Source organism: Rhizobacter sp. P5_A1, from assembly GCF_056400745.1.
Window position 1 is genome coordinate 91,186 of the sequence record NZ_JBFUKR010000006.1, and the last position, 25,080, is coordinate 116,265.

24 protein-coding genes are annotated in these 25,080 nt (G+C 69.1%); 6 read left to right on the top strand and 18 right to left on the bottom strand.

Translation table 11 applies throughout. The annotated features are described in order from the left end of the window. Positions 1 to 58: 58 nt before the first annotated feature. The 10 genes from atpA to AC1DTW_RS08510 form a co-directional block, all read right to left on the bottom strand. Positions 59 to 1,612, bottom strand: a complete 1,554-nt coding sequence (gene atpA / locus AC1DTW_RS08465) for a F0F1 ATP synthase subunit alpha (RefSeq protein WP_477980594.1) — start codon at positions 1,610 to 1,612, stop codon at positions 59 to 61. Positions 1,613 to 1,657: 45 nt separating this feature from the next. Next, on the bottom strand, positions 1,658 to 2,191 hold the full coding sequence (locus tag AC1DTW_RS08470) for a F0F1 ATP synthase subunit delta (protein ID WP_477980595.1): 534 nt from the start codon (positions 2,189 to 2,191) through the stop codon (positions 1,658 to 1,660). 4 nt (positions 2,192 to 2,195) lie between these two features. Then, entirely contained in the window at positions 2,196 to 2,666 is a 471-nt protein-coding gene (locus AC1DTW_RS08475; RefSeq protein WP_477980596.1) for a F0F1 ATP synthase subunit B, read from the bottom strand. Positions 2,667 to 2,730: 64 nt separating this feature from the next. Continuing rightward, complete coding sequence (gene atpE / locus AC1DTW_RS08480) at positions 2,731 to 2,994, bottom strand: F0F1 ATP synthase subunit C (protein WP_047487532.1); 264 nt, start codon at positions 2,992 to 2,994, stop codon at positions 2,731 to 2,733. Positions 2,995 to 3,095: 101 nt separating this feature from the next. Then, positions 3,096 to 3,944, bottom strand: a complete 849-nt coding sequence (atpB, locus tag AC1DTW_RS08485; protein WP_477980597.1) for a F0F1 ATP synthase subunit A — start codon at positions 3,942 to 3,944, stop codon at positions 3,096 to 3,098. A 7-nt stretch (positions 3,945 to 3,951) separates the two neighbouring features. Beyond that, a complete protein-coding gene (locus AC1DTW_RS08490) occupies positions 3,952 to 4,485 on the bottom strand; it encodes an ATP synthase subunit I (protein ID WP_477980598.1) in 534 nt (177 codons plus the stop codon). A gap of 146 nt (positions 4,486 to 4,631) precedes the next feature. Then, the gene (locus AC1DTW_RS08495; RefSeq protein ID WP_477980599.1) at positions 4,632 to 5,534 is read right to left on the bottom strand and encodes an SMP-30/gluconolactonase/LRE family protein; all 903 of its coding nucleotides are present in this window, start codon (positions 5,532 to 5,534) and stop codon (positions 4,632 to 4,634) included. Beyond that, positions 5,534 to 6,394: an aldose 1-epimerase gene (locus tag AC1DTW_RS08500; RefSeq protein WP_477980600.1), complete on the bottom strand. Its 861-nt coding sequence runs from the start codon at positions 6,392 to 6,394 to the stop codon at positions 5,534 to 5,536. The genes AC1DTW_RS08495 and AC1DTW_RS08500 overlap by 1 nt, the downstream gene beginning before the upstream one ends. Before the next feature lie 54 nt (positions 6,395 to 6,448). Continuing rightward, complete coding sequence (locus tag AC1DTW_RS08505) at positions 6,449 to 6,958, bottom strand: GNAT family N-acetyltransferase (protein ID WP_477980601.1); 510 nt, start codon at positions 6,956 to 6,958, stop codon at positions 6,449 to 6,451. A gap of 12 nt (positions 6,959 to 6,970) precedes the next feature. Beyond that, positions 6,971 to 7,654, bottom strand: a complete 684-nt coding sequence (locus tag AC1DTW_RS08510; RefSeq protein ID WP_477980602.1) for a cytochrome b/b6 domain-containing protein — start codon at positions 7,652 to 7,654, stop codon at positions 6,971 to 6,973. Positions 7,655 to 7,837: 183 nt separating this feature from the next. Between AC1DTW_RS08510 and AC1DTW_RS08515 the strand changes: the two genes are divergently transcribed. The 3 genes from AC1DTW_RS08515 to AC1DTW_RS08525 all read left to right on the top strand — a co-directional run bounded on the left by AC1DTW_RS08515 (position 7,838) and on the right by AC1DTW_RS08525 (position 12,440). Further along, positions 7,838 to 8,302 carry a c-type cytochrome gene (locus tag AC1DTW_RS08515; protein ID WP_477980603.1) on the top strand — a complete coding sequence of 155 codons (465 nt, stop codon included), beginning with the start codon at positions 7,838 to 7,840 and terminating at the stop codon, positions 8,300 to 8,302. 249 nt (positions 8,303 to 8,551) lie between these two features. Next, entirely contained in the window at positions 8,552 to 11,194 is a 2,643-nt protein-coding gene (locus tag AC1DTW_RS08520; RefSeq protein WP_477980604.1) for a polysaccharide biosynthesis/export family protein, read from the top strand. A 13-nt stretch (positions 11,195 to 11,207) separates the two neighbouring features. Further along, positions 11,208 to 12,440, top strand: coding sequence for a Wzz/FepE/Etk N-terminal domain-containing protein (locus AC1DTW_RS08525; protein WP_477980605.1), 1,233 nt, complete (start codon positions 11,208 to 11,210; stop codon positions 12,438 to 12,440). A gap of 14 nt (positions 12,441 to 12,454) precedes the next feature. Here AC1DTW_RS08525 and AC1DTW_RS08530 read toward each other — a convergent pair whose 3' ends face one another. From AC1DTW_RS08530 to AC1DTW_RS08545, 4 genes are read right to left on the bottom strand one after another with little or no spacing between them, the layout of a single operon-like run. Then, on the bottom strand, positions 12,455 to 13,135 hold the full coding sequence (locus AC1DTW_RS08530; RefSeq protein ID WP_477980606.1) for a VOC family protein: 681 nt from the start codon (positions 13,133 to 13,135) through the stop codon (positions 12,455 to 12,457). 20 nt (positions 13,136 to 13,155) lie between these two features. Further along, positions 13,156 to 13,992 carry a PhzF family phenazine biosynthesis protein gene (locus AC1DTW_RS08535; protein ID WP_477980607.1) on the bottom strand — a complete coding sequence of 279 codons (837 nt, stop codon included), beginning with the start codon at positions 13,990 to 13,992 and terminating at the stop codon, positions 13,156 to 13,158. Next, positions 13,989 to 15,179 carry an aminotransferase-like domain-containing protein gene (locus AC1DTW_RS08540; protein WP_477980608.1) on the bottom strand — a complete coding sequence of 397 codons (1,191 nt, stop codon included), beginning with the start codon at positions 15,177 to 15,179 and terminating at the stop codon, positions 13,989 to 13,991. The genes AC1DTW_RS08535 and AC1DTW_RS08540 overlap by 4 nt, the downstream gene beginning before the upstream one ends. Before the next feature lie 11 nt (positions 15,180 to 15,190). Beyond that, positions 15,191 to 16,126, bottom strand: a complete 936-nt coding sequence (locus AC1DTW_RS08545) for a DMT family transporter (protein ID WP_477980609.1) — start codon at positions 16,124 to 16,126, stop codon at positions 15,191 to 15,193. Between the two features lie 99 nt (positions 16,127 to 16,225). Between AC1DTW_RS08545 and AC1DTW_RS08550 the strand changes: the two genes are divergently transcribed. Then, positions 16,226 to 17,746, top strand: a complete 1,521-nt coding sequence (locus AC1DTW_RS08550; RefSeq protein ID WP_477980610.1) for an aminotransferase-like domain-containing protein — start codon at positions 16,226 to 16,228, stop codon at positions 17,744 to 17,746. 12 nt (positions 17,747 to 17,758) lie between these two features. Continuing rightward, positions 17,759 to 18,511: a hypothetical protein gene (locus tag AC1DTW_RS08555; RefSeq protein ID WP_477980611.1), complete on the top strand. Its 753-nt coding sequence runs from the start codon at positions 17,759 to 17,761 to the stop codon at positions 18,509 to 18,511. A gap of 30 nt (positions 18,512 to 18,541) precedes the next feature. Here AC1DTW_RS08555 and AC1DTW_RS08560 read toward each other — a convergent pair whose 3' ends face one another. Further along, positions 18,542 to 20,470 carry an ABC-F family ATP-binding cassette domain-containing protein gene (locus tag AC1DTW_RS08560; RefSeq protein ID WP_477980612.1) on the bottom strand — a complete coding sequence of 643 codons (1,929 nt, stop codon included), beginning with the start codon at positions 20,468 to 20,470 and terminating at the stop codon, positions 18,542 to 18,544. On the opposite strand from AC1DTW_RS08560, the gene AC1DTW_RS08565 reads away from it, so the two are divergent. Then, a complete protein-coding gene (locus AC1DTW_RS08565) occupies positions 20,469 to 20,864 on the top strand; it encodes a hypothetical protein (RefSeq protein WP_477980613.1) in 396 nt (131 codons plus the stop codon). The two genes, AC1DTW_RS08560 and AC1DTW_RS08565, sit on opposite strands and share 2 nt — an antisense overlap. 16 nt (positions 20,865 to 20,880) lie before the next feature. Here AC1DTW_RS08565 and gshB read toward each other — a convergent pair whose 3' ends face one another. The 3 genes from gshB to AC1DTW_RS08580 are packed head-to-tail and all read right to left on the bottom strand — an operon-like array spanning position 20,881 to position 25,067. Next, positions 20,881 to 21,843, bottom strand: a complete 963-nt coding sequence (gene gshB / locus AC1DTW_RS08570; RefSeq protein WP_477980614.1) for a glutathione synthase — start codon at positions 21,841 to 21,843, stop codon at positions 20,881 to 20,883. A 29-nt stretch (positions 21,844 to 21,872) separates the two neighbouring features. Next, positions 21,873 to 23,057: a benzoate/H(+) symporter BenE family transporter gene (locus tag AC1DTW_RS08575; protein ID WP_477980615.1), complete on the bottom strand. Its 1,185-nt coding sequence runs from the start codon at positions 23,055 to 23,057 to the stop codon at positions 21,873 to 21,875. Between the two features lie 48 nt (positions 23,058 to 23,105). Further along, on the bottom strand, positions 23,106 to 25,067 hold the full coding sequence (locus tag AC1DTW_RS08580; protein ID WP_477980616.1) for an alpha/beta hydrolase family protein: 1,962 nt from the start codon (positions 25,065 to 25,067) through the stop codon (positions 23,106 to 23,108). Positions 25,068 to 25,080 lie beyond the last annotated feature (13 nt).

The window sequence follows — 25,080 nt, forward strand, 5'->3', positions numbered from 1 at the left end:
CAAGGCGGCCGAGCGCCCCCTCGGGGGGCAGGAACGAAGTGACGTGGGGGCCGTCATTTCAGGCGAAAGACTTCTTGAACGCGGCGATCGCGCCGCTCAACTCGGCTTCGGCATCCTTGTCCAGGGCCTTGCTGTCTTCGATCTTCTTCAGCATCGCGGCATGGCTGGTCTTCAGGTGCGTGTGCAGGCCGTGCTCGAACGCGAGGATCTTCTTCACGTCGACGTCGTCCATGAAGCCCTTGTTGACCGCGAACAGGGTCGCGCCCATCAGGCTGATCGATTGCGGCGAGTACTGGTTCTGCTTCAGCAGTTCGGTCACGCGCGCGCCGCGGTCGAGCTGCTTGCGCGTCGCCTCGTCGAGGTCGGAGGCGAACTGCGCGAACGCCGCGAGCTCGCGGTACTGCGCGAGGTCGGTACGGATACCGCCGGACTGGCCCTTGATGATCTTGGTCTGCGCCGACGAGCCGACACGCGACACCGAGATGCCGGCGTTGATCGCCGGGCGGATGCCGGCGTTGAACAGCGAGGTCTCGAGGAAGATCTGGCCGTCGGTGATCGAGATCACGTTGGTCGGCACGAACGCGGAAACGTCGCCGGCCTGGGTTTCGATGATCGGCAGCGCGGTCAGCGAACCGGTCTTGCCCTTGACCTCGCCCTTCGTGAAGGCCTCGACATAGTCGGCATTCACGCGCGCCGCACGCTCGAGCAGGCGCGAGTGCAGGTAGAACACGTCGCCCGGGTACGCTTCGCGGCCCGGCGGGCGGCGCAGCAGCAGCGAGACCTGGCGATAGGCCACGGCCTGCTTCGACAGGTCGTCGTAGACGATCAGCGCGTCTTCGCCGCGGTCGCGGAAATACTCGCCCATCGTGCAGCCCGAGTAGGCCGAGACGTATTGCATCGCGGCCGATTCGGCGGCGGTCGCGGCGACGACGATCGTGTACTCCATCGCGCCGTGGGCTTCGAGCGCGCGCACCACGTTCTTCACCGACGAGGCCTTCTGGCCGATCGCGACGTAGATGCAGGTCATGCTCTGACCCTTCTGGTTGATGATCGCGTCGATCGCCACCGCGGTCTTGCCGGTCTGGCGGTCGCCGATGATCAGCTCGCGCTGGCCGCGGCCGATCGGCACCATCGAGTCGATCGACTTCAGGCCGGTCTGCATCGGCTGGTCGACCGACTTGCGCGCGATCACGCCCGGCGCGATCTTCTCGATCGGCATCGACATCTTCGCGCCGACCGGGCCCTTGCCGTCGATCGGCTGGCCGAGCGCATTGACGACGCGGCCCTTCAGCTCGGGGCCGACCGGCACTTCGAGAATGCGGCCGGTGCACTTGACCGTGTCGCCTTCGGAGATGTGTTCGTACTCGCCCAGAATCACCGCGCCGACCGAGTCGCGCTCCAGGTTCAGCGCGAGGCCGAAGGTCGGCGAGCCATCGGGGGCCGGCGCGAATTCGAGCATTTCGCCCTGCATCACGTCCGACAGGCCGTGCACACGGCAGATGCCGTCGGTCACCGACACGACGGTGCCCTGGTTGCGAATGTCGGTCGCCGCGCCGAGACCCTCGATGCGGCTCTTGATCAGTTCGGAAATTTCTGCGGGGTTCAGGTTCATGACTGTCTCCAGTTCAAGGAGGTCCGGTGGACGAAACTCAGGGCGTCAAGCCGTGAGCGCCGCCTTCATTTGTTCGAGGCGTGCCTTCACCGAGGTGTCGAGCACTTCGTCGCCGACGACGACACGGATGCCGCCGATCAGATCGGGCTGCAGCTGCACGCTGGCGTTGAGCTTGCGCTTGAAGCGCGACTCCAGCGCGGCGACGACATCGTCCAGCGCGGCCGGCTCGATCGGGAACGCGCTGTAGACGGTGGCGTCCGACACGCCCGAGCGCTCGCCGACCAGCGCGTGGAACTGCGCGGCGATCTCGGGCAGCACGCTCAAGCGGCCGTTGTCGATCACGGTGCGCAGCAGGTTTTTCGAGGCGTCGCTCAGCGGCCGATTGGCCACCGAGGTGATCACGTCGAACACCTGCGCGGCGCCCGACTTCGGCGCATCGGCGAACTGGCGCAGCTGCGGATTCGCGGCAACGGATGCGAGCGCCTCGAGCTCGATGCTGGCCTGCTTCAGATCGCCCTTTTCGGCGACCTGGAACAGCGCTTCGGCATACGGCCGGGCAAGGGTGGCGAGCTCGGCCATGGGGTCAGAGCTCGGTCTTGAGTTGCGCCAGCAGCGCGGCATGAACCTGCGGGTTCACTTCCTTGCGCAGGATCTGCTCGGCGCCCTTGACGGCCAGCGCGGCGACCTGGTCGCGCAGCGTTTCGCGCGCCTTGATCGACTCCTGCTCGGCCTCGGCCTTCGCCGACGCGATGATCTTCGCGCCCTCCTCAAGGGCGCGGCCCTTGGCCTCTTCGACCATCGACTGCGCGAGGCGCTCGGCATCGGCCAGGCGTTGCGTCGCGTCCTTGCGGGCCGACTGCAGCTGCTCTTCGACGCGCTTGTTCGCGTTGCTCAACTCGGCCTTGGCCTTGTCGGCGGCCGACAAGCCGTCGGCGATCTTCTTCGCGCGCTCGTCGAGTGCCTTGACGATCGGCGGCCACACGAATTTCATCGTGAAGCCGACGAGGATCAGGAACACGATCATTTGCACGATCAGCGTTGCGTTGATGCTCACGTTCTTGCCTCTGTAGGAAGAAAGGGGGATTCCGGTTCGCCGGGCAACCCGGCGACGAATGCGCTTACTTCGGCAGGTTGGCGATCTGGGCCAGGAACGGGTTGGCGGTGGCGAACCACAGCGCGATACCGGTGCCGATGATGAATGCCGCGTCGATCAGGCCGGCCAGCAGGAACATCTTGGTCTGCAGCTCGTTCATCAGTTCGGGCTGGCGCGCGGCCGACTCGAGGTACTTGCTGCCCATGATGCCGATGCCGATACAGGCGCCGACGGCACCCAGACCAATGATCAGGCCAGCGGCGAGGGCAACAAAGCTAATGACTTCCATGGTGACTCCAGTTGAGGTTTGCTAGTTGAAAAGGAAAAGTGAATCTCGAGGATGAGATGCCGCGGAGAAATGCGTGAGAGAGCGTGGGAGGGTCGCGGGGCTCAGTGGCTGTCGTGCGCCTGGCCGACATACACCAGCGTCAGCATCATGAACACGAAGGCTTGCAGCGTGATGATCAGGATGTGGAAGATCGCCCACACGGTGCCCGCGACGATGTGACCGATGGTCAGCAGGATGCCGGTCGCCGAGAGCGCGAACGCACCGCCCATCAACGCGATCAGCATGAAGATCAGCTCGCCGGCGTACATGTTGCCGAACAGCCGCATGCCGTGCGAGACGGTCTTCGCGACGAACTCGATGATCTGGAATGCGAAGTTGACCGGGTACAGGAACCACTTGTCGCCGAACGGCGCGGCCAGCATCTCGTGCAGCCAGCCGCCTGCGCCCTTGATCTTGACGTTGTAGATCAGGCAGACGAGCAGCACGCCGATCGACAGGCCCATCGTGATCGACAGGTCGGCGGTCGGCACGACGCGCAGGTGCTCGAGGCCGAACACGTGCTCGCCGATCCAGGGCAGCAGATCGACCGGCAGCAGATCCATCGCGTTGAGCAGGAAGATCCACACGAACACCGTCAGCGCCAGCGGCGCGACCAGCTTGCGGCTGGTGGCGTTGTGCACGATGCCCTTGGCCTGGCTGTCGACCAGCTCGACCAGCATCTCGACGGCGGCCTGGAAGCGCCCCGGCACGCCCGAGGTCGACTTGCGCGCGGCCAGCCAGAGCAGCCAGCAACCGAGCGCGCCGATCACGATCGTGAAGAAGGCCGAATCCCAGTTGATGATGGAGAAATCGGCCGGACCATGCTGATGCTGGTTCTGCAGGTGGGTCAGGTGGTGAATGATGTATTCACCAGCGGTTGGGGCATTCGCCGCCGCGCCTTCAGCTGCCATCTTGTTGCTACGCCTTGTTGTCCGAACGTCGGCCGCGCCACAGCAGCGCGACCCAATTGACCTTGATGCACACGACCATCGTCACCAGCAACGCCGGCCAACTCAGATTCGGCACCACCCTCACCGCAATCGCCAACATCGCGACCGCGACCCCGATCTTCAGCATCTCCCAGAACATGAAGCCCGCGGCCGCAGCCACCGGGTTTCGCATTCCGCGTGTCATCCCGCGCGCCAGCAAGGCACTCGGGAGGACGACGGCCGCCGCACCGTACAGTGCCGACCAGGCCGCATCGAAGCGCCGCGTGATTGCCCACACCACGGCAGCGCACACGAGCCCCGCCACGGCCTGCGCCGCAACGACCCGCCACGGCGACGACGACGGGTTTCTTCTTCTCCAGGCCTCGGCTTCTGCTCGAGACCAAGGCTTTGAGCCTTCGTCCTGCCCCTCATCCTGCACCCTGCTGTCACGGTCTGCGCCGGACGGATCCGGCGGTTTGCGTGTCGCACCGCCTGTTGCACCACCCTTTGTCGTCGAACTCATCGAATCCACCGTGGTGTGACAACCCGCGCTTGCAGCAAAGCCTCGGAATTATATGGGGAAAGTACCAGGGCTCCGGACACCCGAGCGCCACGCGCGGACTTGGCGCCACACCGCGCACCGCGGGTCCGGCGCGCACGGGCAGGAACTCAGGCCGCGAAGTTCACCGGCAGGCCCGGCACGTCGACCTCGAGCGCGAGCACGCAACCGGCGTACGGTTGCTCGATGAGCTCGGTCGGCGGGCGCTTCTCGCGCGAGCTCGTGATGTAGAGCGTGCGCAGGTCCGGGCCGCCGAAGCAGGGCATCGTCGGACAGCGCACCGGCAGCACGACCTCGCGCACGACCACGCCGTCGGGCGACAGGCGCAGCAGACGCTGGCCTTCGAACATCGCGACCCAGTAGCAACCCTCGGCATCCATCGCGGCGCCGTCGGGCCGGCCGCCGTAGGTGTCGAGCGCCTGGCCCGGCTGTTTCGGCGGAAAGCTCGCGAACACGCGCTGGCGACTCAGGCCGCCACTGGCCGGATCGAAATCGGCGGCGTAGATCGTGTGCGCCTTGGTGTCGCTCCAGTGCATCGTGCGGCCGTTCGGGCTCCACGCCAGGCCGTTCAGCACCGTGACGCCGGCGAGTCGACGCGTCAACTTGCCGTGCTCCCAGCAGTTCAGCGATGCGAGCGCCGGGTCGCGCGGTTCGTAGATCGTGCCGACCCAGAAGCGCCCTTGCGGATCGCACTTGCCGTCGTTGAAGCGCTCGAGCGCGGGGTCGTAATCGGGCGCAGCGACGCGAGCCCGCTCGCCGCTCGAAGGATCGAAGCGCCACAGACCGTCGCGCATCGCGAGCAGCAGCGTGCCGTCCATCCGCGGTGCGAGGCTCGCGACATCGGTGTCGAACTCCCAGTGTCGCAACTCGCCACTTTTCGGGTCGAAGCGCTGCAGCTTGTGACCGGGGATGTCGGCGTAGTAAAGCGCCTGCTCGCGCGAATGCCAGACCGGCGATTCGCCGAGCAGCGCGGCCGATGCGACGGCCACCCGCACCTCGTCGCCACGCACCATCAGAGCACCGCCACCTCGAGCTTCATCGTCGCTTCGAGGCTCTCGCCGGGCGCGACGCTGCGCAGCCCGTGGGCGGCCGGGTCGGCCATGTGGATCGCGTTCGAGACATGGCTGACCGGCTCGACGCAGAAGTAGTCGCGTTGCTGCGGCGTGAAGACGACCAGGTGGTCGAGCGACGAGCTCAGCTGCAGCGAGAACTTCTCGTCGCGGATGCGCGCCGGGCCCTTCCAGCCATCGAAGCAGTTGTCGAACGCCAGGTGCGAGACATCGCTGTCGATGCCGGGCTGCGCGACCTTGCGCACCGGCAGCTCGGCGGCGTCGGCATCCCAACGACCCGCGAGCTCGATGTGCAGCCGGCTGCGCGCACGCTTCGTGAAATACGGGTGCCAACCGAGGCCGACCGGTTGCGCGATCTCGGCGGTGTTCGTGAACACGATCTGCAGGCTCATCGAATCGGGCGTCAGCGTGAAGTACTGGGTCGCCTCGAACGGGAACGGCCAGTCGGCATCGCCCGCGTGCACGAGCCGGGTCACGAGCTCGAGCACGCTGCTCGAGACGATCTCCCAGGGCCGTTGCCAGCCGATGCCGTGGACCGAATGCGGGCTGGCGTCGAAGTTCGGCCGCGTCGTGTAGTCGCGGCCCTTCCAGCGGAACTTGCGGTACGCGAGGCGATTGGAATACGGCAGCAGCGGGTAGCAGGCCGACGGGCGCGAAGCCTCGAGAAGCCCCGGCTCGGTCGAGCGCAGGATCGGCGTGTCGCGGTACCAGAACCCGGCGATGCAGCCGCCGAGATCGGGCCGCAGCGCCAGGCGCAGCGCACCCGCATGCAATTCAAACGATGGCTTGGCTGATCCAGTCATGGCCCTCCCGGCGCGTTGAGATCTGCGGCCGATCCTACGCCGGTCGGCCGCGCATCAATCGAGCTCGGCCTTCAGGTAGTGCGCGCCGGGGATCGGGTTGAAATAGTACGGCGCGATCTCCTCGAAGCCGAGCGTCGCGTAGAGGCCGCGCGCCGACTCCATCTCGTCCAGCGTGTCGAGCAGCATCACCGAGTAGCCGGCGCGGCGCGCCTCGTCGAGCAGCGCTTCGGCCAGCACGCGACCCAGGCCGAAGCGCCGGAGGGCCGGACGCACATACAGGCGCTTCATCTCGCAGGCGTTGGCGTAGTCGACATCGTTCAGTGCGCGCAGCCCGCCGCAGCCGGCCAGCGCGCTGTCGACGAACGCGAGCAGCAGCTGCCCCGACGGCGGCGCGTACTCGCCCGGCAGCGAGGCGAGTTCGGCCTCGAAGTTCTGGAAGCACAGGTCGATCGCGAGGCTGGCCGCGTACTCGCGCAGCAGCTCGCGGGCCTGCTCGATCAGCTCGAGCGACTCGACACGCACGAGCGTGATCTCGGGCGGCGCGGTGGCTTCGGCGGCGGTCATCCCAACGTCGCTTCAGCGCCCCAGGCTGACGACCCAGCCGACCGCGCCGGCGCACAGCGCGAGCAGCAGCGCCGCCAGCGCGCGCGAGCGCGCGTTGTCGATCGCGTGCGGGGCCGGCGCGACGAGCTGCTTGTCGCCGGTCAGCATCGGCCGGACCAGGTTGCGCTGCTTGGCGAGCAGGTAGTACGCGATCGCCGCGAGGTGCAGCGTGATCATCGCGAGGATCAGCCACTGGCCGTAGCCCTTGTGCCAATGCGTCATCGCCAGGCTGCGGTCGCCCGAGACCAGGGTGACGAGCGGCCCGCTGTTGGCGATCTCGTCGTCCGCGAACAGCCCGGTGCCGACCTGCAGCGCGAGCAGCGCCAGTACACCGAACACAGCGAACGCGCCGAGCGGGCTGTGGCCGACCTCGTGGTGCTCGTGCGGCCGGCTCGCGCCACGCAGATAGCGCCAGACGCTCGCCGGCGCGAACACGAAGCTGGCGAAGCGCGACCAGTGCCCGCCGACCAGCCCCCACAGGACCCGGAACGCGAGCAGCGTGAACACCGCATAGCCGATGCGGAAGTGCCAGACCATCGCGTTGCCGCCGATCCAGGCGCTCGCGATCGACGCAGTCACGCAGCCCGCCAGCGCCCAGTGGAAGGCGCGCGTCGGCAGGTCCCACACGCGCACCGTCGTCTGCTGCTGTTCGTTCATTGCCCTGGGATCCGGTTGCCTTGCACCGGAAGATAACTCCAATCGCCGAGCCGTTGCGTGCAACGGACTTCTCCGCAGATCGGAATTTATCGGCCGGCGCGTGCGTACACTCGCCGGCGCCGCAGGTTCCACGGCGGCGCGCGCATCCCCAACCCATCTTCTTTTCAGGCCAGGAGAAACTGCATGAAACGCTTCGTCCCGACACTGCTGATGACCGGCGCCGCGCTGCTCGGCACCGCGATCGCTCTGCCTGCCGCGGCGCAGTTCGCCAAGCCCGAAGACGCGGTCAAGTACCGCAAGGCCGCGTTCAACGTGATGGCCGCGCACTTCGGCCGGGTCGCCGCGATGGCCAATGGCCGCATCCCGTTCGACCCCAAGGCCGCGGCCGACAACGCCGAGATCGCCACGATGATGTCGAAGCTGCCCTACGCCGGCTTCGCGCCCGGCACCGACAAGGGCGAGACCCGCGCCGAGGCCAAGATCTGGACCGAGATGGACAAGTTCAACGCCGCCGCCTCCAAGATGCAGGACGAGATGCTCAAGCTGAACGTCGCCGCGAAGGGCGGCAACCTCGACGCGATCAAGGCCGCGGTCGGCGAAACCGGCAAGAGCTGCAAGGCCTGCCACGACAACTACCGAAAAGAGTAAGCCGCGCTCTGAGGACACGCCGCGGGGCCTGTGCCACACGATGGCGCGGGCCCTTCGCGTTTCGGGGCGTCGCCGGTTGCCGCCGGACGGCGGATCGCTTCCGCTAAACTCGCGCGCTGGCCGATCTTGCGGCCAGCAACGTGCCGCGCGCCGGGAGCGAAACCAGCCCCGCCGCTGCGTGTCGCGCGGGCTGTCTCGTGCACCGGCCTGCGCCCGATAACGATTCTCCGTGGCCGACGACGAGACCCGATGACAGATTCCCGCTTCCGCTGCGCCGCCCGCCTGATGACCGGATCCGGTCTGGCGCTGTCTCTTGCGTTTTCTCTCGCAGTCTCGACGCCCGCGGCGATCGCTGCCGACGAGACGACCGACAGCAACACCTTCAGCACGCCCGGCTACCCGCCCGCGACCGGCACCCAGCAGCGCCCCGGCGGCCAGGGCAATGCGCAGTCGAACAATTTCGATGCGATGCGAATGCGCTCGATCCAGAACGCGAACGTCCCCGGAGCGTCGAACCGCTCGCGCACGCAGGACTTCGACAACACGCTCGACAACATGCGCCGCCCCGAGCTGGCGCCGCCGAAGCCGAGCGAGTTCCAGAAGTTCGTCGAGGTCGCCACCGGTCGCCTGCTGCCGCTGTTCGGCAGCAGCTTCTTCACCGAGGCCGCCAGCACCTACGCGCCGGTCGACAATGTGCCGGTCTCGGCCGACTACACGGTCGGCCCCGGCGACGAGATCGTGCTGCGCGCCTGGGGCTCGATCGATGTCGACTACCGCAGCACCGTCGACCGCAACGGCCTGCTGAATCTGCCGAAGATCGGCAGCTTCAACGTCTCGGGCGTGAAGGCCTCGGAGCTCGAGCGCCACCTGCGCGCGCAGATCGGGCGCCTGTACACGAATTTCGAACTCAGCGTGTCGCTCGGGCAGCTGCGCGGCGTCAAGGTCTTCGTCGTCGGCCCGGCGCAGCGCCCCGGCGTGTTCACGCTGGCGAGCCAGTCGACGATGCTGTCGGCCGTCGTGATGGCCGGCGGCCCGGCGCCGCACGGCTCGATGCGCAAGGTGCTGTTGCGGCGCGACGGCAAGATCATCTCCGAGCTCGACATCTACGAGTTCCTCGTGCAGGGCGACAAGTCGAAGGACGTCCAGCTCGCAGCCGGTGACGTGGTCGTGTTCCAGCCAGCCGGCGCGCGCGTCGCGCTGACCGGTGCGCTCGACACGCCGGCCATCTTCGAGCTGAAGTCACCGCAGGAGCCGGTGCGCGAGCTGCTGCGCTACGCCGGCGGCACGCCGCTGCTCGCGAACCCGAACCGCGCGCAGCTCGAGCGCGTCGACACGACGCAGAAGGCGGCGCGCTTCGTCGAGGAGTTCAAGCTCGACGGCGCCGGCCTGCAGAAACCGCTGCGCGACGGCGACGTGCTGACCTTGCTGGCGATCTCGCCGCAGTTCGCGAACGCCGTGACCTTGCGCGGCCATGTCGCGCAGCCGCTGCGCTACCCGTTCAAGCCCGGCATGCGCATCCGCGACCTGATCCCCGACCGCGACGCGCTGATCTCGCCCGACTTCTATCGCCGCAAGAACCTGCTCGTGCAGGTGCTCGACGACGACGAGGACCTGTGGCGTCGCGACGCGGGTCGCGATGGCGGCGCGAACACGAACAACAACAACTTCAGCAACGCGAACAACGCCAACAACGCCAACAACGCCAACGCGAACTTCAACAACGGCACGAACCGCGGCAACCTCGACAACAGCAGCAACAACGCGAACTTCAACAACGCCAACGCCGCGTTCGGCATGCGCCAGGGCGCCGGCAACGACCAGAACGCCGGCTCGAGCTCGATGACCCGCGGCGAGCGCCAGCGCCGCAGCCAGGACCGCGCTGCCGTCGCCGCATCGAAGCGCGCTCCGACCGCGCTGTTCGACGAGCTGAATTGGGACTACGCGGTGATCGAGCGCCTGAACGCGCATGACCTGACGACGCAGGTGATCCCGTTCAACCTCGGCAAGGCCGTGCTGCAGGGCGACGAGGCGAACAACATCGAGCTGATGGCCGGCGACGTCGTCACGGTCTACAGCCAGAAGGACATCCGCGTGCCGGTCTCGCGCCAGACGCGGCTCGTCTCGCTCGAAGGCGAAGTCGCCTCGCCGGGCGTGTACCAGCTGCTGCCCGGCGACACGCTGCAAAGCGTGATCGCGCGCGCCGGTGGCTTCACCGCGCAGGCCTATCTGTACGGACTGGAGTTCAGCCGCGAAGAAACGCGCCAGCGCCAGCGCGAGAACCTGACCGCCGCGATCGCGCGGCTGGAGGCGCTGTCGACCGTGCAGGCCGCGCGCGACGCCGCGAACCGGCGCGACGATGCGACCGCCGCCGCCTCGACGGTCGCGGTCAGCAATGCCGCGACGCAGGCGCAGCTGGCGCGGCTGCGCAACGTGCAGCCGAACGGCCGCATCGCGCTCGAGCTGCAGCCCGAAGCGACGACGCTGGCGGCGCTGCCGGCGGTGCCGCTGGAGGCCGGCGACCGCATCATCGTGCCGCCGCGGCCGGGCTTCGTCACGGTCGCCGGCGCGGTCGTCAACAGCAACGCGTTCCTGTGGAAGCCGGGCCGCACGGCCGGCGAGTACCTGCGGCTGGCCGGCGCCGACGAGGCTGCCGAACCCGCGAACATGTTCATCCTGCGCGCCGACGGCACCGTCAGCCACGCCGGCGACAACCGCAGTTTCTTCGGGCGCAACAGCCTCGAGTCGCAGGTCATGCAGCCGGGCGACGCGCTGATCGTGCCGAACCAGCTCGACTTCGAGACCTGGGGCCGCGCATTCGTGCGCAACCTGAAGGACTTCGCGCAGATCTTCACCGGGTTCGGCATCGGCATCGCCGCGATCCACTCGCTTTGACGCAGGCCATCCGATGAAGAGCGATGATTTGCAACCCGCCGCCAGCCCGGTCCTCGACGACCTCGACGACGAGGGCCCGAGCGTCGGCCTGACCGAGGCGCTGACCTGGATCGGCGAGGGCAAGCGCCTGATCGCCGCCGTCACGGTGATCGCCGCGGTCGCGTCGATCGGCATCGGCTTCCTGATCCCGAAGACCTTCACCGCGCGCGCGACGATGCTCGCGCCGGGCTCGCAGCAGCCGAGCAGTTCAGCCGCGGCGCTCGCAGCGCTCGGCTCGCTCGGCGGGCTGGCCGGCGGCCTGGGCGCGAAGACGCCCGACGAGCTGTACGTCGCACTGCTGAAGAGCGACAGCGTGCAGCGCGCGCTCGCTGATCGCTTCGACCTGAAGACGCGCTACGAGGTCACGAACTACGAGACGCTGCGCAAGGTGATGCCGAACTACATCCACGTCAGCTCCGACAAGAAGAGCGGCGTGATCAGCGTCGACGTCGACGACCGCGATCCGAAGTTCGCCGCCGACCTGGCCAACGCGCACGCCGCCGAGATCACGAAGGTGCTCGGCCGGCTCGCGGTCTCGGAGGCGCAGCTGCGCCGCGTCTTCTTCTCGACGCAGCTGAACGAGACCAAGGAGAACCTGATCAAGGCCGAGCAGAACCTGCGCGCCGTGCAGGAGAAATCGGGCGTGATCGTGCTCGACAAGCAGGCCGAGGCGCTGATCACCGGCGCGGCCCAGCTGCGTGCACTGATCGCCGAGCGTGAGGTGCAGCTGAAGGTCCTGCGCACCTCGGCGACCGAGCAGAACCCCGACGTGATACGGCTGAATTCCGAGCTGCGCGCGATGCGCGCCGAACTCGCGCGGATGGAGTCGCGCCAGGGCGGCAGCGAGGGCAGCGCGGTCGACATGCCGGTCGGCAAGCTGCCGGAGGCCGGCATCGAATACGTGCGCGCGCGCCGCGAACTGAAGCTGCAGGAAACGCTGCTCGAGGCGATGATCCGCCAGTTCGAAGCGGCGAAGCTCGACGAGGCCAAGGAAGGTCCGACGCTGCAGCAGGTCGACATCGCGCAGCCGCCGGACCGCAAGTCCAAGCCCTCGGTCACGCTGATCGCGCTCGCCGCGACACTCGCCGGCCTGCTGCTCTCGACCGCGTTCGTCGTCGTGCGCCGCTATCGGGTGTGGTCGAACGCGCAGTTTCCGCAGGATGCCGCGGCACGCGCCGCGCTGGCGCGCGCCTGGCGCTGGCGCTAACTCGCGAGCTGGCGCTAACTCGCGAGCGTGACCGGCCCGCGCGGGCCGGTCAGCAGCGCGTGGAGCGCGGGCGCACCGGGCCGGGCGTCCATCTCGATCGCGGCGGGCAGCAGGCTCGCGAGCGCCGCCGACCACCCCCCGAGGCGCAGCGCGCGCAGCTCGACGCCGCCGGCCGGCAGCGCATCGGTCGGATGCGCGGCGTCAGCCCATTCGATCAACGCCGGTGCGGCGCCGCCGAGCGGCCGATGACCGTCGATGCGCACGCTGATGCGCCAGCGCAGCAGCCCGTGCGGCGTCGCGCGTTCGGCGGCCGTGACCTCACCGCAGTCGATGCCGGCGACCCGCAGTGCCGCAAGCGTCGCGTCGATGCCCTCGCAGCGCGCGACCCAGTGCACGAGCCGCGGGCCCTGCGCGAGCGTGCGCTGCAGCGCCGCGTCATCGAGGTCGAACCAGCGCGCATGTGCCGGCCGCGGCGCGCCCGGATCGATCGCGATGATCTCGAGGTAGGCGCGCGGGAACGCCGCCGTGCCGATCGCGAACACGCGGTTGTGCGTGCCCATCAGCGCATGCTGGCCGCCGGCCTCGGGGCGCAGCCCGAGCTCCGCGCCGCACCAGGCGACACCCTCGGCCAACGTGCGTGCCGCAACGACCAGGTGATCGAGTTCGAGCCGCGGCCCGCCTGCCCAGTGAGCCATCGGATTCCTCCGGCGCGCCGCTACAGCGTCAGTTCGCCGCGGACGCAGCTGATGCTGTGGCCGCCGACCCAGACCTGGCCGTCGAGGCACTCGATGAAGACGCGACCGCTGCGCTCCAGTCGCGCACCCTGCGCGGCAACGTACGAGGCGGGCGCGATGCCGCGGCCGATCAGCCACTGCGCCAGGCTCGCGTTCAGGCTGCCAGTCACCGGGTCTTCGTAGCCCGACCCTTCGCCGATCAGCGCACGCACCTCGAACTGCGCATCGCTGCCGGCCGGGTGCGCGCCGACCACGCCGAGCTTGATGCCGCGCAGCGCGGGCCAATCGGGTTGCAGCGCAAGCACGGCCTGCGCCGAGGCGAGGCGGATCGCGCTCCACCCCGGCCCGTTGTCGACCCATTGGTGATCGAGCACGTCGTCGCGCCGCAGACCGAGCGCGCCGACGATGCGCGTCAGCAGTTCGTCGTCGAGCGGCCCGCTGCGCAGGCAGGGCGGCGCCGCGAACGCGAGCCGCGCGGCGCCGCGTCGCACGCGGATCAGCCCGGTCGCGCACTGCTGCAGCACCTCGTTCGCCGCCTGCGCTTCGCCGCCGGCCGCGAGCCACGCGTGACAGCTGCCGAGCGTCGGATGGCCGGCGAACGGCAGCTCGCGCTGCGGCGTGAAGATGCGCACGCGGTAGTCGGCCGCCGGGTCGGTCGGTGGCAGCAGAAAGGTGGTCTCGCTGAGGTTCGTCCAGCGCGCGAACGCGGCCATCTGCGCGTCGCTCAGCCCCTGCGCATCGTGCACGACGGCGAGCGGATTGCCGCGCAACGCGGTATCGGTGAACACATCGACCTGCGTGAAACGGCGCGTGGTCATCGCTGGCCCTTCAACGCCTGCGCGAGCAGCGCGACGCCGCGCTCGATCTCGGCCGGTGCTGCGGTCACGAACGACAGCCGCAAGGTGTTCAGCCTCGGCGCGCTCGCGTAGAACGCCGCGCCGGGCACATAGGCCATGCCGAGCTCGACCGCGCGCGGCAGCAGCGCGACCGCGTCGACGCCTTCGGGCAGCTCGATCCAGAAGAACATCCCGCCGACCGGCACGTTCCAGCGGCAGCCCGCGGGCATGTGCGCCTCGAGCGCGGCGCGCATCGCGTCGCGCTGGGTCTGGTAGCGGGCACGGATCGTCGGCACGTGGTCGCGCAGGAAGCCGTCGCGGATCACCTCGTACACGACGCGCTGGTTGAATCCCGGCGTGTGCAGGTCGGCCGCCTGCTTGGCCTGCAGCAGTTTCGGCAGCATCGCCTTCGGCGCGATCACGTAGCCCAGGCGCAGGCCCGGCGCGAGCACCTTCGAGAACGAGCCGAGGTAGACCGTGCCCTCGGGCCAGCGCGCCGCGAGCGGGGCCGGGGGCGCGGCGTCGTACCAGAGCTCGCCGTACGGGTTGTCTTCGACGATCGGCAACCCGATCGCGCGCGCGGCGTCGACCAGCGCGGCGCGCCGGCCTTCGCTCATGCAGCGCCCGCTCGGGTTCTGGAAGTTCGGGATCATGTACAGGAAGCGCGCGCCCTGCGCCACGCCGAGCGCCTCGGGCAGCGGGCCGTCGTCGTCGCAGGGCACGGTCACGACCTCGGGCTCGTACGGCGCGAAGGCCTGCAGCGCGCCGAGGTAGGTCGGCGACTCGACCGCGACACCGCTGCCGGCATCGATCAGCACCTTGCCGACGAGATCGAGCCCCTGCTGCGAGCCGGTCGTGATCAGCACCTGCGTCGCATCGACATGCAGGCCCTGCGTCGCCATCTGTGCCGCGACCCACTCGCGCAGCGGCGCGAAGCCCTCGCTGGCTGCGTACTGCAGCGCCTCGCGCGGGTTCTCGAGCAGCACGCGGGCGGTGGCCGCGCGCATCGCCTCGACCGGAAAGCTGTCGGGCGACGGCAGGCCGCCGGCCAGCGAGATGATGCCGGGCCGCTCGGTGACCTTCAGGATCTCGCGGATCACCGAAGGGTTCATGCGCTCGGCGCGGCGCGCGAGTTGCCACAACGTGGCGTTCGATCTGGAAGCAGTCATGGCGTTGGTCATCATGGGCTTTGGGTCTGGAGTTTCGCCGTGCCGGCCGGCATTCTCTTGCCGACGAACACGACCGCGATCACGGCGAGCGAGAACGCGACCGTCGTCGCATCGAGTTTTTCGCCGAGCACCGGCACCGCGAACAGCAGCGCGAGGAACGGCTGGACGAGCTGGACCTGGCTCACGCGCACCGCGCCGCCGAGCGCGAGCCCGCGGTACCACGCGAAGAAGCCGAGCCACATCGAGAACAGCGTGACATACGCGAAGCCGCCCCACGCGCTCGCGCGCACCGGCACCTCGGGCCAGGTCGCGAGCGCCAGCGGCCAGGTCAGCGGCAAGCTGATCACCAGCACCCAGCAGATCACCTGCTCGGCCGGCAGCTCGAGCGCGACGCGCGCGCCGGCCACGTAGCCGACCGCGGTGCAGACGACGGCAAGCAGCAGCAACCCGTCGGCCACCGAGAGCTGCCCGCCCCCGCGGTACGCGGCGAAGGCCAGCACCATCGCGCAGCCGAGTGCCGCGCACGCCCAGAAGCCGTTCGACGGCCGCTGGCGAAAGAACAGCGCGGCGCCGATCGCGGTCGCCAGGGGCATCAGCCCGGTGACGACCGCGGCGTGCATCGCATCGACCTGGCGCAGTGCCAGGCTCAGGAACAGCGGAAAGCCGACGACGGTGCCGAGCGCGGAGGTCGCGAGTGCCGCCAGATGCCTTCGCTGCACGCGCGGCGCGCCGGTGAATCGCAGGTACAGCACGCTGAGCAGGCCGGCGAAAGCCGCGCGGCCGGCGGTGACGAACAGCGGTGGCAGCTGCGGATCGCTGGCCGGGCCGACGGCCAGGCGCGTCATCGGCAAGGTCATCCCGAAGATCACGACGCCGAGCAGGCCGAGCCACAGGCCACGGGTCTCGTCGCGGCTCGTGTCGCCGTGCGGGGTGGCGGGTGGGTGCATCGCTGAAGTCTACGTCCGCATACCAGCACAGAGCCAGTACACTTCGCGGCACGAGATCAGCCTCTGTATCGGCATCCGCGGCAGCACATCCGACGAACCATGACGCACGAACGACCCGCGGCCGACGCCGCCCCGCTGGCCCGCGCGGCCGACACGACGCTGACCGAGCAGCTCGCGAACCGTTTCAGGGAGCGCATCCGCCAGCGCCTGCTCGCACCGGGCGCGCGGCTGCCGTCGGTGCGCGAGTGCGCGCGGCGCCATCAGGTCAGCCCGCACACGGTCGTCGCCGCCTATGACCAGCTGCTCGCGCTCGGCCTGGTCGAGGCGCGCAAACAGCGCGGCTTCTTCGTCCGCGAACCGGCGGCATTGCGCGCCGAACCCGCGGCCGCGCCGAGCGCCGATCGCGTGCCGGCGCATCCGCGGCCGGTCAGCGCGACCTCCCTGATCCGCGGCATGTTCCAGCCGCCCGGCGCGCGGCCGATGCCGGGGCTGGGCACGCTGCCGGCCGACTGGCTCGACCTGCCGCTGCTCGCCGGCGCGCTGCGCAAGGTCTCGAGCGGCGCGCAGCTCGGCGCGGTGTCGCTGCAGTATGGCGAGCCGGCCGGCGAGCTGCGGCTGCGCCAGGCGCTGGCGACGAAGCTCGCCGACTTCGGCGTCAGCGCGACGGCGCAGCAGATCGTCACGACGATCGGCGCGACGCACGCGCTCGATGTCGTCACCCGCACGCTGCTGCGCGCCGGCGACAGCGTGCTCGTCGACGAGCCGGGCTGGTCGGTCGAGTACGCGCGCCTCGCGGCGCTCGGCATGCGCGTGCTGCCGGTGCCGCGCGGCGAAGACGGCCCCGATCTGGCCGCGATGCAGCGCCTGATCGAGGCGCAGGAGCCAGGCCAGCGGCCGCGCCTGTACATCACGGTCTCGGTGCTGAACAACCCGACCGGTGCATCGCTGTCGCTGCAGGCGGCGCACCGCGTGCTGCAGCTGGCGCAGGCGCACGCGCTGCACATCGTCGAGGACGACACGTACGCGCACCTCGCGCCGGCGCACCTGCCGCGCATGGCTGCGCTCGATGCGCTCGAGCGCACGATCTACATCTCGGGCTTCTCGAAGATCCTGGTGCCGAACTGGCGCGTCGGCTTCGTCGCGGCGCCGCTCGCGCTGGTCGACGCCATCGTCGACACCAAGCTGCTGACGACGCTGACAACGCCGGGCATCACCGAACAAGCGCTGGCGCACTGCCTCGAGCAAGGCCTGTTGCGGCGCCACACCGAGCGCGTGATGGTCAAGCTCGCAGCCGCGCGCGAGCGCACCGTGAAGCTCGCCGAGGCGCATGGCTGCCGCTTCGCGGCGCCGCCGCGCGGGTTGTTCGGCTGGGTCGATGTCGGCGTCGACACCGAACGCCTGGCCGAAGTCTTGCTCGACGAATGGCTGACCGCGCCGGGCGCGCTCTTTCACGCCACGCACCGCCCGACGACGCTGATGCGCATCAACTTCGCCACCTCGCAGGACCTGCGCTTCTGGCGGGCGCTCGACCGGGCCCGGGCGCAGTTGTCGGCCACACGACCGCCTGCGCATCAGGGTCAAACAGCGGTCGGCGCTTCCGTAAGCGATGGTTACAGGTGAAAATAAGGCCCCATGAAAGGCGAGCTGTTCGACTCCACGATTCCGTTCGGCGAACCCGAGCTGATGAAGGCGAGCGCGTACCAGCGCTATCTCGAGGAATTCGAGGCCGACCCGTTCCCGGGCGCCCCGAGCGTGCGCCTGGCGCAGCTGAGCCCCTCGCTGCAGGCCGATCTCGGCCGCTTCGAACGGCGCGGCGGCAGCTCGGAGGCGATCGAGGTCGTCGCCGCCTGCATCCGGCACTCGTCGAGCGTGACGATTCACTTCCAGTGCGCGGACCGGGTCGTTCCGATGACCGTGTTCCCGCATGAGCAGCTGGTGCACTGTCCGATGGACATCGACGAGCTGATCGAGCGCCATCTGCCCGAGTTGCGCGTCATGCACATCGAGCCTGCGACGCTGCGCCCACCGGGCGATCCCGCGCGCGAGCTCGTCGGCGAGGCGCGGCTGCACCACCCGTTGACGCCGCTGCTGTGGACGCTGGCGCTGCGCGGTCCGCGCCGCGAGCTGCTGCCCGAGATCGCCGGCCCCGCGGTCTACCGGGTCTCGCCGGCGCTCGATGTCGACGCGCTGCCGGTGACCGGCGCGTTGCGGGCCGGGCTGATCCGGCTGCGCCAGCAGGCGACCTCGCTGGCCGGCATCGCGGCCTGGCCGGCCTTCGACCGCGAGCGCGCTGCGCGGCTGCTGAACGCGGTGTACCTGCAGGCCGGGCTGATCGTCAGCCGCTCGCACCCCGATGCGGTCAGGGAAAGCTGGTTCGGCACCTAGCCGCAGAGAACAGCCCCCTGCCCGGACAGATCAGCGCGCGCCGAGCACCTCCCAGCGCTCCATCGCGGCGAGCAGCTCGTCGTCGATCGCCGCGATCCGCGTCTGTGCCTGCGCGGCCCGCGCGGCCTCCTTCGTGTACGACTCGGGCTCGGCGAGGAACGCGGCCAACGCCGCCTGCTCGGCCTCGAGCGCCTCGATGCGCTTGGGCAGTTCGTCGAGCTCGCGCTGCTCCTTGTAGCTGAGCTTGCGCGGCTTCGCAGCGGGCGGCGCCGCGGCAGGCCCGGCGGCCGATTTCGCGGCCGGCAGCGCGTCGTTTGCGCGTGTGTCCTTCGCGCGTGCGGCGCGCGCGGCCTGCTCGCGCAGCTGGTGCGCGCGGTCGCGCTGGATCTTCCAGTCCTCGTAGCCGCCTTCGTATTCGCGCCAGCGGCCCGGCGACTCGTCGCCCTCCCAGACGATCGTGCTGGTCACGACGTTGTCGAGAAAGCGCCGGTCGTGGCTGACCAGGAAGACCGTGCCCTTGTAGGCCTGCAGCAGCTCCTCGAGCAGTTCGAGGGTGTCGATGTCGAGGTCGTTGGTGGGTTCGTCGAGCACCAGCACGTTCGCCGGCAGCGCGAACAGCCGCGCCAGCAGCACGCGGTTGCGCTCGCCGCCGCTGAGCGTGCGCACCGGCGAGTTCGCGCGCTCGGGCGAGAACAGGAAGTCGTTCAGGTAGCTCATCACGTGCTTGCGCTGGCCCGCGAACTCGACCCACTCGCTGCCGGGGCTGATCGTGTCGGCCAGCGTCGCATCGAGATTCAGCGTGCTCCGCATCTGGTCGAAGTACGCAACCTCGAGCTTGCTGCCCTGGCGGATCGTGCCGCTCTCGGGCTGCAGCTCGCCGAGGATCAGCTTCAGCAGCGTCGTCTTGCCGGCGCCGTTCGGCCCGATCAGGCCGACCTTGTCGCCGCGCAGGATCGTCGCGCTGAAGTCGCGCACGATGACCTTCGGCGTCGCGTGATCGTGGAAGCTCAGCGACACGTGCTTCAGTTCGGCGACGATCTTGCCGCTGGGCGCACCCGAATCGACCTCGAGCCGCACCTGGCCGAGCGAATCGCGGCGCTTCTGGCGCTGCTCGCGCAGCACCTCGAGGCGCTGGATGCGCGCGACGCTGCGCGTGCGGCGCGCTTCGACGCCCTTGCGGATCCAGACCTCCTCCTGCGCGAGCAGCTTGTCGGCGCGCGCATTCGCCAGCGCGTCCGAGGCGAGCTGGTCTTCCTTCAGCCGCTCGTAGGCGCTGAAGTTGCCGGGGTAGCTGCGGATGATGCCGCGGTCGAGCTCGATGATCCGTGTGGCGACGCCGTCGAGGAACGCGCGATCGTGGGTGATCAGCATCACGCTGCCCTTGAAACCGCGCAGCAGCTCCTCGAGCCACGCGATCGAATCGAGATCGAGGTGGTTGGTGGGCTCGTCGAGCAGCAGCACGTCGGGCACCGCGACCAGCGCCTGCGCGAGCGCGACACGCTTCTTCATGCCGCCGGAGAGCTGGCCGATCTCGCGCGCGCCATCCAGGTGCAGCTGGTGCAGCGTGGTCTCGACGCGCTGCTCCCAGTTCCATGCGTCGAGCGCCTCGATGCGCGTCTGCAGCGCGTCCAGGTCGACGCCGGCGGCGTGCTCCTCGTAGGCCTGGCGCACCGCGCGCGCCTCGGCGACGCCCTCGCTGACCGCCTCGAACACACTGTGCCCGGGCTCGAACACCGGCTCCTGCGGCACATAGCAGATGCGCACGCCCTGCGTCATCTGCAGCAGCCCGTCGTCGAGCCTTTCGAGGCCGGCGATGATCTTCAGCAGCGACGACTTGCCGGCGCCGTTGCGCCCGATCAGCCCGAGGCGCTCGCCGGCCTCGAGCGAGAACGCGGCACCATCGAGGAGGGCCACGTGGCCGAAGGCCAGGTGGGCATTGGAGAGGGAGAGGACAGCCATGGCGCAATTGTCGCCGCTGCGCCATGGCCGCAATGCCTCGTGCCCTGTGGCGACACCGCGGTCCGTGGGAGACAATGCGCCGATGGACAAGGTGATTCGCGTCGGCACCCGCAGGGACCTTGCGACGCAAGGCGCTGCGGACCTGCGCTACTGGCTCTCGCGCCCCGTGCATGAGCGACTTGCGGCTGTCGAACAGCTGCGCCAGCAATACATTGCCGAGCATTTCGATGCTGAGCCGAGACTTCAAAGAGTTTATCGAGTCACTCAACGCGCACGCGCAGGCGTCGATCTGCCGATCATTCACGTCGACGACTTCAAGACGAACAAGCGCGCGACGGGCCGATTCAAGGATCTTGCCGACCTCGAGGCGCTCGAAGGCGATCCCGAAGGCTGACCGTCGGCCGGGGCGACTACCTCGACAGCGCCGCCTCCAGCGCATCGACGAACATCTTCGCGACGTCGAAGCCGCTCTGCTGCGCGATCTCCTGGAAGCCGGTCGGGCTCGTCACGTTGATCTCGGTCAGGCAGTCACCGATCACGTCGAGGCCGATCAGCAGCAGGCCGCGCGCCGCGAGCACCGGGCCGATCGCTTCGGCGATCTCGCGATCGCGCGCGCTCAGCGGCTGCGCGACGCCCTTGCCGCCGACCGCGAGGTTGCCGCGGATCTCGCTGCCCTGCGGGATGCGCGCGAGCGCGTGCGGCACCGGCACGCCGTCGATCACGAGGATGCGCTTGTCGCCCTGCGTGATCTCGGTCAGGTAGCGCTGCGCCATCACGGTCTCGGCGCCGTGCTTGTTCAGCGTCTCGACGATGCTGCCCAGGTTCAGCCCGTCGGGTCCGACGCGGAAGATGCCCATGCCGCCCATGCCGTCGAGCGGCTTCAGCACGATGTCGCGGTGCTCGGCGTGAAAGCGCTTGACGTCGGCCTCGCTGCGCGTCACGAGCGTCGGCCCGATGAACTGCGGGAACTCGAGGATCGCGAGCTTCTCGGGGTGGTCACGCAACGCGCGCGGGCTGTTGAACACGCGCGCGCCTTCGCGCTCGGCCTGTTCGAGCAGGTGGGTCGCGTAGAAGTACTCGCTGTCGAACGGCGGGTCCTTGCGCATGATCACCGCGTCGACATCGGCCAGCGCGGTGAGCTGCGGTTCGCCGGCGGGCGCGTACCAGGCTTGCTTCTCGCGCGAGTCAGCGCCGGTCAGCGTGAACGATCGCAGCGGTGCGCCGACGCGGCCGCCGCGTTGCCACATCAGGTCTTCGGGCTCGCAGGCCAGCAACTCGTGGCCGCGCGATGCGGCCTCGCGCATCATCGCGAAGGTCGAATCCTTGTAGGTCTTGAAGCTGTCCAGCGGGTCGGCGACGAAGAGCAGTTTCATGGGCGTCTGGTGGGTAATGATCGATCGCGTCAGGCGAGAGCGCAGGGCCGCCACTGTTGCACAAAAAGCGCCAACGCGCCGACGACGACGCCCCAGAAGGCCGAGCCGATCCCGGCCAGACTCAGCCCGCTCAGCGTGACCAGGAACGTGATCAGCGCGGCCTCGCGGTGCGCGTCTTCCTTGAGCGCGACCGCGAGCCCGCCGCCGATGCTGCCGAGCAGTGCCAGCCCCGCGATCGCGACGACGAGCTCGCGCGGGAACGCCGTCAGCACGCCGGTGACCGCGGCGCCGAACAGGCCGACGACGCAGTAGATCAGCCCGGACGAGACCGCGGCGATGTAGCGCTTGTCGGGGTCGGGATGCGCCTCGCGGCCCATGCAGATCGCCGCGGTGATCGCCGACAGGTTCAGCGCGAACGCGCCGAACGGCGCGAGCAGCAGCGTCGCGACGCCGGTCAGCGTGATGATCTTCGAGATCGGCATGGCGTAGCCGGCGGCGCGGATCGCCGCGACACCGGGCAGGTTCTGCGAGGCCATCGTCACGACGAACAGCGGCAGCGCGAGGCTGACCATCGCGCGCCAGGTGAAGGTCGGGGCCGTGAACACCGGCGTTGTCAGCCCCCATTGCACGCCGCCGAGGTGCAGTTGCCCGGCGAACGCCGCATACGCGACGCCGGCCAGCAGCACGCCTGGCACCGCGTAGCGCGCCCACAGGCGCCGGCCGACGAGGTAGGCGAGCAGCATCAGCAGCACGAGCTCGAATGCGGACTTCAACGCGACGAATGCATCGAGCCCGAAGCGCGTCAGCACGCCGGCGAGCAGCGCGCTGGCGATCGGCATCGGGATGCGGTCGAGCAGCTTCTCGAACCAGCCGGTGACGCCGAACAGCGTGATCAGCGCCGCGCACGCTATGAACGCGCCGGTCGCCTCGGCCATCCCGAAGCCGCCGGCAACGCCCGCGGTCGCGAGCACCGCGGCGCCCGGCGTGCTCCAGGCGACCATCACCGGCTGGCGCAGCCACAGCGACGGCAGCAGCGTGCACAGCCCCATGCCGAGGCCCAGCGCCCACATCCACGAGCTGATCTGCGCCGGCGTCGCGCCGAGCGCGGTCGCGGCCGAGAACACGATCGCGACCGAGCTGGTGAAGCCGACCAGCACCGCGACGAAGCCGGCGGTTGCGGCGGAGAGCGAGAGGTCTTGGACGGGGGAGCGCATCGGGTCGGGGATAGCGGGGCAACAAACGCGATCCGCACGGGCGCCCGGTCAGGGCTGCGGACTCAGGTGCTTGACGAGAAACGTCTCGAGGCGCCGCAGGCGGTCGGCGCGATTGCGTCGATCCCACAAGCCGTGGCCCTCACCAGAATAGAGTACCCATTCGACGCTGCCGCCGGCGGATCGCAACGCATCGCGCATCGATGTGCCCTGTGCGAATGGAATCCGAACGTCCGAGCTCCCGTACAGCAGAAGCACCGACGCCTTGATGCGCGCCGCCTGACGCCGAGGCGAAGCGGCCTCGAGAAGGCTGCGCTCCTGCGGGTCGTCGGGATCACCGATCTGCTCCTTCAACGAGTCCCGCATCTCGCCGTCACGGAAGGTCATGGTGCGGCGGTTGAAGTCAGTCACCGGGGACGTGATCCATTCCAGCAGATCGGTCGGCCCGGCTTCGTCGACCGCGCAGCGAAACAGTTCCGGTTCCCGGATCACACCCATCAGGGCGGCGTACCCGCCGTAGCTGACTCCGCCAATGCACACGCGTCGTTCATCCGCACGCCCTGCGGCAATCAGGGCGCGCACACCGTCGGTGATGTCGTCCTGCATGAGGCGGCCCCACTGCTTGAACCCGGCTCGCTCGAAATGCTCTCCGAGCCCGGTCGAACCACGGTAGGTCGGCTGAAACACCGCGAAGCCTCGGCTGGCGAAGAATTGGACATCCGCGTCAAAGCCCCAACGATCGCGATCGCCCGGCCCGCCGTGCACCCAGACCAGCAGGGGCGCAGGCCCGGGCACGGCGCGCGCCGGCGAGGTGAAGTAGCCGAAGAGCTCCTGACCGTCGCGCGCGCGGTAGCGCACGATCTCGGTCCTCGACATGCGCTGTGGCTGGATCCAGGGTCGAGCGCGTATCCATTCGGTCAAGGTCTTCGCCTGCGGGTCGAAGAAGTAGTAGGTGCCGGGCTCGATATCGCTGTATGAATGCACGAGCACCTTGCCGCTTTGCAGAAAGCGCAGCGCGTTGACTCGCCCCGCGGGCAGGCTGGCATCGATCGCGCGTTGCATCTCGGCTCGGGCGTCGTCGAACCAAAAAGTTTGCGGCCTCTCTGTGTCGATCGCCACGCCGACCGGTGCCATTGAATTCTCGCCGTAGATCAGATCTTGCGGATTGATGTCGAAGCCTGCATGCCCCGCCAGCAGCTCGCCGGGGCGACCGGCCGACCGATCGAAGCGATGCAATGCATAGCGCCCAGTCTCGAGGTTGGACAGCACCAGCAGGTTGCCGTTGTCGTCCACCGCCACCGGGAAGTAACCGCGCTCAATGCGAGGGTCGTAGCTGAAGAGCTTCGCCCAAGGCGCGTCCGCCGTGTCTCGCCACCAGATATCGACCTTGCGGGTGTCGATGTCGTAGCCAGTGGCCGCCCGCGGCGCCAGGCTGTTGTCGAGAACCCAGTCGCGGACCCGTGTCCCCGGGGGATCGCCGGTAAGCCTGCGCCTGACCACGCCGCTCGCCGAATCGACAACCTCCAGACGAAACGTGCCCACCGAATTGACACGACGTATGACGACGTCGGTATCGGACCCGGGGACGCGCCGGCGCACCTGGCCATCAGTCAGGCTCCACCGGTCAGGGTGCGACTTGTCGTCGACGCTGATGTAGCTGCGCTGCACATCGCTCCAATTCAGATCGAACTGTCGAACGCCCAACTTGACGCTGCGCACCTCGATCAGATCATTGGAAAGCCAGCGGAATGCCACCGCGTCGAGACCACTCTCGTGAGCAAACGTGCGCGCCCGTCGGGTCTCGGCGTCCACCACCGCGATGATCATCTGCCCCTGACGCTCGACTGCTGCGGCAAATCGAGAGGCGTCAGGGGAGAACTCGATCAGGCCGAACGTGTCCAATTTGACGAAGTCCTCCAGAGCGGGTGGGGTCACCGGCTCCGCCGCTCTCGCCAGCGGCGACGCGGCCACAAGAATGCACAGCCCCAGGCTGGCCCAGACACCGACGCTCATGTCGCTCCCTTTC